The following is a 1,624-nucleotide window of genomic DNA, read 5'->3' on the forward strand; positions in this document are numbered from 1 at the left end:
AAGCTACCATCCCTCCAGCACGATCTTGCCGCGCGACTTGCCGCTCTCCAACAGCGCGTGCGCGCGCTTCAGGTTGGCTGCGTTGATTGTGCCGAAGGTCTGGTCGAGTGTGGTGCGCAACACGCCCTTGTCGATGAGGTCGGCCACGTCATTGAGCAGATGATGCTGCGCGATCATGTCAGGCGTCTGGAACGAGGAGCGCGTGAACATCGATTCCCAATGCACCGAGATTGCCTTGCCCTTGAATGCGGCAATCGTGAACTCCGGGGGATCGTCGATCAGGCCGAACTTGCCCTGTGGTGCCATGAATTCCGCGATCGCCTTGTAGTGCTGGTCGGTAAAGGTGAGGCTGGCCACCAGCGCAACCGGCGGCAGGTTCAATTTCTCGATCTGCTCCTTCATCGGCTTGCCATGGTCGATCACCGCATGCGCGCCGAGATCGAGGCACCATTTCTGCGACTCCGGCCGTGTCGCGGTGGCGAGCACCGTCAGCCCGGTGAGGCGGCGGGCGAGCTGGATCAGGATCGAGCCGACGCCGCCGGCGCCGCCGGTGATCAACAGCGTGCGCGGATCGACGCTCTTGCCCGGCACCGCACCGAGCCGGTCGAACAGCAGCTCCCAGGCGGTGATCGAGGTGAGGGGAAGAGCGGCGGCTTGGGCGAACGACAGGCTCTTCGGTTTGGCGCCGACGATGCGCTCGTCGACCAGATGGAATTCGGCGTTGGTGCCCTGGCGCAGGATCGAGCCCGCGTAGAACACCTCGTCCCCTGGCTTGAACAGCGTGACCTCAGACCCGACCGCATCGACCACGCCGGCCGCGTCGTAGCCGAGGATTTTCGTCTCGCCCTCGGGCGGGGCGGCGCGCTTGCGCACTTTGTAGTCGACCGGATTGGCCGAGATCGCTTTCACCGCGACGCGGATGTCGCGCCCTTTGGGGTCGGGTTTAGCGGTCTCGAAATCGAACAGTGATTCCGCGTCCTCGATCGGAAGCGATTTCTTGTAGCCGACGGCTTTCATGGCGTGTCTCCATCAGATGGCTTTGTTCGCCCGCTGCCCTAACTGTCGCTCTGGCTCCGATTTGGCAAGTACTGTAAATTTGGGGATATAGTCCCTGTTTGGATACTATTGGGAAAAGGCCGCATGAAACGCCGTAATTTCGCCCGCCGTCCAGGCTGCTCGGTCGAGGCGACGCTGGACCTGATCGACGGCAAGTGGAAGGGCGTGATCCTCTACCATCTGCAGAGCGGCACCCAGCGCTTCGGCGAATTGCGCCGCCGGATGCCTGGCATCACCCAGCGCATGCTGACGAAGCAGCTGCGCGCGCTGGAGGAAGACAAGCTCGTCATCCGCAAGGTCTATGCCGAGGTGCCGCCGCGCGTGGAGTATTGCCTGTCCGAGCTGGGCGAGAGCCTGAGGCCCGTGATCGACATCCTGAAGGCCTGGGGCGAGAGCCACCAGGAGCGGTTGTCCTGCGCGCCGCCGCCCGTGGTCGTGAAGAAGAAGCGCGCGGCGTGATTTGGAGAACACAGGCGGTGCGGTTCGTTACCTCTCCCCGACGGGGAGAGGTCGAATTGCGAAGCAATTCGGGTGAGGGGGCGCCGTCATCCTCGATGGAACGTAACCC

General features: G+C 63.3%; 2 protein-coding genes. One reads left to right on the top strand and one right to left on the bottom strand.

Features of this window, described 5'->3' with window-relative positions:
• Positions 1-3 precede the first annotated feature (3 nt).
• Positions 4-1,017 (bottom strand): zinc-binding alcohol dehydrogenase family protein, encoded by a 1,014-nt coding sequence (locus XF30_RS17110; protein WP_109143366.1) that lies wholly within the window; start codon positions 1,015-1,017, stop codon positions 4-6.
• Positions 1,018-1,140: 123 nt separating this feature from the next.
• On the opposite strand from XF30_RS17110, the gene XF30_RS17115 reads away from it, so the two are divergent.
• Entirely contained in the window at positions 1,141-1,515 is a 375-nt protein-coding gene (locus XF30_RS17115; RefSeq protein ID WP_057029641.1) for a winged helix-turn-helix transcriptional regulator, read from the top strand.
• Positions 1,516-1,624 lie beyond the last annotated feature (109 nt).

It is taken from the genome of Bradyrhizobium sp. SUTN9-2, assembly GCF_003122645.1.
Classification (GTDB): domain Bacteria; phylum Pseudomonadota; class Alphaproteobacteria; order Rhizobiales; family Xanthobacteraceae; genus Bradyrhizobium; species Bradyrhizobium yuanmingense.